The sequence below is a fragment of the Streptomyces sp. NPDC057654 genome (assembly GCF_042800135.1).
Classification (GTDB): domain Bacteria; phylum Actinomycetota; class Actinomycetes; order Streptomycetales; family Streptomycetaceae; genus Streptomyces.
On the sequence record NZ_JBHVHQ010000436.1, the window covers coordinates 1 to 7,014 of the forward strand.

The following is a 7,014-nucleotide window of genomic DNA, read 5'->3' on the forward strand; positions in this document are numbered from 1 at the left end:
GTTATGCGGTGCGTTCAGTGGCGCCGGGCGTGACGGTTCCGGGTCACGAACGCGATGACCAGGCCCGCGCCCACCAGCAGACCGGCCATGCCGATCAGTTCGGCCAGCCCTGGTGTGCCGGTGTGCGCCAGCGAACCTCCGCCGCCGGCCGGGGCCGGGTGGTTGGCGGGCGGTGCGGGCGACGGCGGCGTGGAGGCCCCGGGCGCCGATGGCGTCGGCGTCGGAGTGGGGGTGGGAGTCGGGGTCGGTGTCGGTGTCTCCTTCGGGATGTACACCCCGGCGTCGATGGTGTGATCCACCCCGCCCGGCTTGTCCGGCGCCGTGACCGGCGCGTAGCCGTCGCACAGCTGTCCGCTGGTCGGCGGCGTCACATTGGAGTCGTGCGCGCGGTCGGCTCCGGCCCGCGGGAGCGTGAATCTCAGCTCGCTCGCCGGGGGCTGTTCGGGCACCTTGCCGGTGTCCGCGGTGCACACGTCGAACTGCACCGTGTACTTCGCGCCGGGCGTGAGCTCGTACGCGGCGCCGACACCGCCGAAGTAGTACTCACCGGCGGCATCGGTCTTGGTGGTGGCGACCTTCTTGCCGTCCGCGTCCAGCAGGTTGATCGTCGCGTCCGGCAGCAGTACGTGTCCCGCGTCCTGGATGCCGTTGTGGTCGCCGTCGAACCACACGACGTTGCCGATCTGGATCGGCGCGTTCGCCGCCGCGTACGCGATGTCGCCGAGCCCGCCGGCCTTGCCGAATCCGCCTTGTTCCTGGCTGACGAACTGGAACCCGTTGGCCTTCGGGTTGTTGCCCGGGCCCTGGCCGGTCGTGATGTCGTGGTAGCCGGTCCCGGAGGTCGCGACGTTCACGACCGGGTCGAACTCCGTGCTGACGACCCACTGTTGCTGCGGGATATAGGCCACCGACCCCAGCGCGGTCTCCTGGTGCGCTCCGGCGTAGGAGTCGCCAGGGAAGTACTCGACGACGTCGGAGGGCTGGCCGCCGCTGTTGGCTGTGGTGGCGTGGTTGGGGCAGCTTCCGGTGCCTTCCCACTGGTATTCGCCGGTGGGAGTGGCGCAGACCATGGTGATGTCACCGCCGGACATGCCGTTCTCCGCCGTGCCGTTCCCCGGGCGGGGGTCCAGCCCGCCCCAGCTGAGCACGTCCATGAAGCGGTCGCGGAAGCCCAGGATGATCGATCCGTCGCGGGCGAAGGCGAGGGAGGACAGCTCCGGCTGCGGGTCGATGAAGACGGTGCCCGACTTCCGGTCGTCCCAGGTGTCCAGGCCGGTGTTCCACGGGTTCCAGTGGGAGCCCTTGTCGCCCGCGCCGAAGACGCTGCCGCGCTTGTACGTGAGCGGGTGGCTCAGCACTGTGCTGAACCGCTTGCCGTCGTACGTGGAGACGTACGCCTTCAGATCCGCGCGCTGCTGCGTGCTCTCCGCGCTGCACACGCCGCCGACGTACAGCTTGCCGTCGTGGGCCTGGAGACCGAACGGCCGCCAGTCCTCGGGGCTCGCGCACCCCGGGTCGGGGATCGGGACCGTCGACTCGGGCGCCGATGCGGTGGCCCCTGTCGCGTCGAAGGTCACCAGGCTGCGGGTCTTCAGGTTCACCGCGTAGAGCGTGGAGCCGTCCTCGGAGAGGGCCAGGCCGCCGATGGACTCCTTGCCCGGCGCGTCGGTGAACCCGGGGTCCTTGATCAGGTCGGCGGTGTCGTGCCGCGTCTCCCCGACGTCCGGGACCTTCGCGAACAGCTTCGGCGCGCTGGAGCCGTCGGTCGGCACGGTGTAGATCGCGCCGTTGCCCTGCGGCCCGTACGGGGTGTACCGGCGGGCGAACGCGCTCTGGAACAGTTGGGTCCGCTGCTTGTCGTACGCCAGGCCGAACGTCGTGCCCACCTGGTCCTGGGTGGCCAGCGTGGTCGGGCACGCCACGTCGGTGGGGCACGTGCCCCGGACCTTCGTGCCGAACGCCACCAATGCCCGCTTGTCGGTGCCGTTGGCTCCGTTGTGGACCGGTACGAAGTACCGGGAGTCCGGGAGTGCGTAGTCCGCCGGATTCCACACGCCCGTCACCACCGAGGCGTTCTTGCCGTCCGACACATCGACGAACGACGTGAAGCTGTTGAAATGGTTTTCCTGCGTCGACGCGGGCGCCGCTCGCAGATGGCCGTCGTACGGGGCCGGAATGCTGACGTCGACGCGGTATTCGCCGCCGCTCAGCACGGTCGACGGCGATACCACGACCTTTCCGGTGGCGTCCGTGACGCCGGTGACGGTGTGCCCGGCGGGGTCGGTGACCGTCACCTTCATGCCGCGCTGCGGCACGTCCATCGTCGCGTTGATCACGCCGGTGCCGAAGAAGTCGCGGAGCACCTCGACCGTCAGCGTGCCGTCGGCGGTCGAGGCGGCGGCCGGGCCGGCCGATGCTCCCAGGGCGCCGCCCGCCAGCAGTAGAACAGACAACCCGATGCGCGCCGACGGCTCCACAAGTCTCGCGGCTAACCGGCGCGAGTCTCTGCCTCGGTTCATGGCATCACTCTCCACACTTCTCTTGTCGTCACACTTCTCTTGTCGTCAGAACGAAGCGCTCGCTTCTTGCCGTACGTCCACTTGGTGACCCCAGGCGCGAACGCCGGGCGTGAACGTCAGGGAAGGGAAAGGGCCCATGGCCGTTGCGTGGACCGTTTTGTGATGGTCATATGAGGAGGTGCGGGTGCGATACCGGCACCGCGGGCCAGAAAAAGCGAACGTGCGTCCACGACCTCGGTAAGAACGACCGAGACCGCGTGTGTTCGCAGCTCAATCACGGCGCCTTCGTCCCCCCGCCCACCCCGCCGATCACCACAACGAGCGGGCGAATCTTATCTGTTGGGTCTCACCGTCACCAGCTGAATCCTGGGTATTCATCAGAATCCGCGACAGTTCTCCGAACGTCCGGAGAATCCTTCGGGAACCAACCCCAACTCACAGGGCGAAACGCTCAGTCAGGGACGCTCTGTGGTCAAAGCGGCGACTACCGCCGCGATGGCGGGTTCCGCGGCGCGGGCGCGGTGATGGGCGAGCATGAGGTCCACGCGCCACTCGGGCATGTCGCGCACGTCGAGTCGGACCAACGCGGCGGCGGCGAGGTCGCGTTCGACCGTGGCACGGGTGAGGACGGCGACGGCCTGCCCGGAGCGGGCGAGGTCGGCCGCGGTCTCGGCCGAGCTGATCTCGTACAGCTGATGCGCGCGGGTGGGGGCGTCCAGGAGCTGCTCGTGGAAGAGGTCCGCGCCGGTGCCCCAGCGGTTCACGGCGAGGGGGTGGCCGCTCAGCCCGGCGATGTCGCAGGAGCCCTGCGCGGGGCCCGCCGCGAGCGGGTGGTCCGGGCGGCAGACCGCGATGACCGGCTCGCTGCGGAACGCGTGCAGCCGCACCTCGTGCGCGTGCGGCATCGGCAGCGTGACGGCGAGGTCCGTCGTGCCCGCGGCCACGCGCTGGAGCGCGCTCGGGGTGTGCTGGTCGTCGACCACCACCGCGTACCGCAGCGGACGCAGGGCGGAGACGACGAAGGGCACGGCCAACTGCGCGTAACTGGCGTGCGTGGTCATGTGCAGCGTGCCCTGCGTGTCGTCCTCGCGGGCGATGTCCAGCGCCCGGTCCGCCAGCTCCAGGCACCGCTCCGCGTGCGGCAGCAGCCGCGCCCCGGCGGGCGTCAGGGAGACTCCCCGGTTCGACCGGTCGAGCAGCGGTTTCCCGACGAGCCGCTCCAGGCGGCGCAGGCGCTCGCTGACCGACGGCTGGGCCGCGCGCAGTTCGCGGGCCGCGGCGGAGAGCGAGCCGACGGAGGCGGCGGTGACGAAGACGCGCAGGTCGGCGAGTTCCAGGGCCATAGGCGCACCCTATGGCCGGCTGCTGCGAATCATGGGGTTCTGGATGATCGGCGGCGTTCATAGCGTGCCCGTATGTCACACATCGACGTCGACCTTCTCCCCGCTGCCGCGTCCGACCTTCCCGGCATCGTCGCCATTCAGGACCATACGGCCGCGACCTCGCACGCCCGCTTCGCCACTGGACCGCTGCCCATGGACGAACGCCGCGCCTGGTTCGCGCAGTTCGCGGAGACCGGCCCGTACCGGATGCTCGTCGCGCGCCGCGACGGGGACGTCCTCGGCTACGCGTGCAGCCAGCGCTTCCGCGATCACGAAGCCTTCCGGGAGACGGTCGAGGTGAGCGTCGGCCTCGGCGGCGGGATGACGGGGCAGGGGCTGGGAACGGCCCTGTACCGGGCGCTGTTCGGGCTGCTGGACGACGCGCCGGTGCACGTCGTCCTCGCCGGGATCGCCCTGCCGAACGACGCGTCGGTGGCTCTGCACCGCAAGTTCGGCTTCGAGGAGGCCGGGACCTTCCGTGAGTACGCCGTGAAGAACGGCCGTTACATCAGCTCGCTGTGGATGCAGCGGCTGCGACCCGCCGCCGGGGCGTGAGGCCGCAGCTCGGACCGGGGGAGCCGACCCCCGTACGGCTCCGTACCCCGCGTTCGTACGGGGCCCGGCCCGAGCTGCGGCCGGCCTGCGGGCGGGGGTCAGTTCACCGCGAGGACGCGGTGCGGGTAGTAGCGCTTGAAGCCGCCGAAGATGATGCCGTGCTTCTCGGACCATGCGTTGCGCCGGCGCAGCCCGCTCGTCGGTGATTCGAGCGCCTCGGCATGCGCCTGGACGTCCGTCCACTCGGCGAGGTTGAGGATGCCTTGGCCGTCCTCGGCGAGGTGGAAGTGCGCGGCGACCAGGCCGGCCGGAGGTTCGTTCTCGGCCGTGTCGGTGGTGAGGTCCACCCATTCCTGGCGCAGCTGATCGCTGTCCGCCTTGAGATGGACGGCGATCAGCACGGTGGCGGGAGTGGTGCGGTCGGCGACGACGCTGCGGTAGTGGCGGTAGCGGGTGAGGCCGGGGCGCTCGATGCCGGGGATCTCCGCGTCGATGCGCTCGATCATGACGGGCCGGTGCACCTTCACGTACGCGCGGTGGGCGTCGTCGCTGGTCCACTGGGCGTAGTGCAGGATGCCGGCCCCGTCCTCGGCGATGAAGTTGGAGAGGGACAGCAGCGCCTCGGGCAGCTCGTTGGACTGCCACTGGTCGAGGACCGCGTCGGCGGCGGCGCGCGAGCGCTCGGGCGTGCCGGTCAGCCACTCGCTGACCAGGGCCGTACCGGCGTCGGGCCGGGCGAAGTCGGGGAACTGGCGCGGGGAGCCGGGCTCCGGGGGCGGTGAAGTAGCCATGCGCCCAGCATCAAACTTGAACCGAGGTTCAAGTCAAGCCCTTTCCGGCAGGGTTAGTTCGGTACGCGCCCGCCACTGCGCCACCATCGGTTCCAGCATCGGCCCCAGCTCCGGCATCTTCGGTACGACCGCCAGCGCGCCCACGATCTGGAGCAGGCGCGCCCCCTCCATGGCGCTCAGCAGGTCCGGGTCGATGCGCGTGCCGCTCACCCGCTCGTACTCCGCGATCCCGCGCGGCCCGGCCAGCGTCAGGTCCCACTCCACGGGCCCCCGCGTGACGTCCTCGAAGTCGTTGAACAGATAGCCCTCGGCGGTGCGCAGCACGTTGTAGAACGGTGCGTCGCCGTGCAGCGCCTGCACGCGCGCGCCGGGGAAATACGCGGGCAGGTCGCGTACGAGCGTCTCCAGCGCCGCGTACTCCCGTTCGGCCCGGTCCAGGTCCGCCACGGTCAGCGACTGGGGCCGCGAACGCAGCTCGGCGAGCGCCGGGCCCAGCGCGGGCACCAGCGGGGAGAGCGTCGGCAGCTCACCCGGGTACTCGGCCAGCGAGCCGTGCAACTTCGCCGTCCATCCCGCCTGTTGGGTGAAATGCTCCTCCAGCCGCCCGGGATCCGCCTCGCTCAGGTCGCCCAGGGCGTCCACCTCGTGGACGTACTCCCAGAACGTCAGCGACTTCCCCTCGATCTCCACCGGCTCCCGCGGTACGAGCGGACTCGGCCGCACCACGCGCGCCCCGCGATCCGCCAGCCACCCCGCCACCGCCAGCTCATCGCGCTGCTTCGCCGCCTGCTCCGCCGCAGACGTCAGCGCCAGCGTCGGCACCCGCACCACCACCGGGTCCGGCGCGAGGTGCACGAGCACGTTGAACACGTCGTGCAGCACGCGCGGCTCGTCCGCCCGCAGCCCGAGCCGCCGCCCGGCCGTGGTCGCGAGGCGCACGGCGAGCTCCGCGCGCGTACTGAGGGTCCTGCCGGAGGATTCCGCATCGGTCATGGACCAGATCCTGTACGGACGGCGGTGCTCTGTCCAAGGGTTTCCCCCGCGCGTCAACCCCACGTCCCGACGCGCCTACGGGCGGCGACGCTCTTTCGCGTGACCCCTCGCCTGTGCCTACGATCCGGAGGGCGTTGTCATGGTTCGTGCAACCGTCCAGCTCCGGGTTGCGTCGTAGCCATCCGATGACCAATGACGCTGACGCGTCAAGCAGTCCCCCCACAACAGTTCCTCCCCCCCACAGCAGTAAGGAGCGCAGACACATGGCACGAGCAGAGTCCGGCAAGAGGGCCATCGGCTGGGCCGCCGCAGCCGCACTGCTTGCGACCACGCCGCTCCTCGCGGCGTGCTCGGGCGACTCGGACTCCTCCTCCGGCGACGACGCGAAGTCCTCGGCCAGTGGTAGTCAGTCGCCCTCGGCTCCTCCGTCGCCCTCGACCGGTGAGTCCAACGGCTCCGGCGCGGAGACCGGCGGCCGGCCCACGATGGCCGAAGCCGTCAGCACCTGGGTCGGCGCGGTCATCGAAAAGGACACGAAGAAGGCGTGCCTCGTCTCCGCCATCCCGGGCAAGGGCTCGGCCCCGGCACAGGGCGCCACCCCCGAAAAGTGCGACCCCGCCACGCTGAAGAAACTGGCCACCGGCCTCAACGCCATGAGCAAGGCATTCACCCCACCGGATGCCTCCGGCAAGCCGACGGTGAAGGTCAACGCGCCCGAGCCCAAGAAGGACAAGGCGCTCGTGCCCTCGGCCCAGATCATGGTCAATGGGAAGC

Annotated in this window: 6 protein-coding genes; 2 read left to right on the top strand and 4 right to left on the bottom strand. The window is 70.5% G+C overall.

The annotated features are described in order from the left end of the window. Positions 1–14 precede the first annotated feature (14 nt). Positions 15–2,423: an SdrD B-like domain-containing protein gene (locus ACFU99_RS26945; protein WP_384396568.1), complete on the bottom strand. Its 2,409-nt coding sequence runs from the start codon at positions 2,421–2,423 to the stop codon at positions 15–17. Positions 2,424–2,974: 551 nt separating this feature from the next. Further along, complete coding sequence (locus ACFU99_RS26950; RefSeq protein WP_384396553.1) at positions 2,975–3,862, bottom strand: LysR family transcriptional regulator; 888 nt, start codon at positions 3,860–3,862, stop codon at positions 2,975–2,977. 72 nt (positions 3,863–3,934) lie between these two features. Here ACFU99_RS26950 and ACFU99_RS26955 point away from each other — a divergent pair, with 72 nt between their 5' ends. Then, the gene (locus tag ACFU99_RS26955) at positions 3,935–4,456 is read left to right on the top strand and encodes a GNAT family N-acetyltransferase (RefSeq protein ID WP_384396556.1); all 522 of its coding nucleotides are present in this window, start codon (positions 3,935–3,937) and stop codon (positions 4,454–4,456) included. Between the two features lie 98 nt (positions 4,457–4,554). Here the strand turns inward: ACFU99_RS26955 and ACFU99_RS26960 are convergent, their stop codons facing one another. Then, positions 4,555–5,247 carry an antibiotic biosynthesis monooxygenase gene (locus ACFU99_RS26960; RefSeq protein WP_384396559.1) on the bottom strand — a complete coding sequence of 231 codons (693 nt, stop codon included), beginning with the start codon at positions 5,245–5,247 and terminating at the stop codon, positions 4,555–4,557. A gap of 33 nt (positions 5,248–5,280) precedes the next feature. Next, positions 5,281–6,240: an aminoglycoside phosphotransferase family protein gene (locus ACFU99_RS26965; protein ID WP_384396562.1), complete on the bottom strand. Its 960-nt coding sequence runs from the start codon at positions 6,238–6,240 to the stop codon at positions 5,281–5,283. 263 nt (positions 6,241–6,503) lie between these two features. On the opposite strand from ACFU99_RS26965, the gene ACFU99_RS26970 reads away from it, so the two are divergent. Beyond that, positions 6,504–7,014, top strand: a 511-nt coding sequence (locus tag ACFU99_RS26970) for a hypothetical protein (RefSeq protein ID WP_384396565.1), incomplete at its 3' end; no start/stop codon positions are given.

Coding starts and splice junctions, on each gene's coding strand:
- ACFU99_RS26950 (WP_384396553.1), bottom strand. CDS start 3,862: ATGGCCCTGGAACTCGCCGACCTGCGCGTCTTCGTCACCGCCGCCTCC.
- ACFU99_RS26955 (WP_384396556.1), top strand. CDS start 3,935: ATGTCACACATCGACGTCGACCTTCTCCCCGCTGCCGCGTCCGACCTT.
- ACFU99_RS26960 (WP_384396559.1), bottom strand. CDS start 5,247: ATGGCTACTTCACCGCCCCCGGAGCCCGGCTCCCCGCGCCAGTTCCCC.
- ACFU99_RS26965 (WP_384396562.1), bottom strand. CDS start 6,240: ATGACCGATGCGGAATCCTCCGGCAGGACCCTCAGTACGCGCGCGGAG.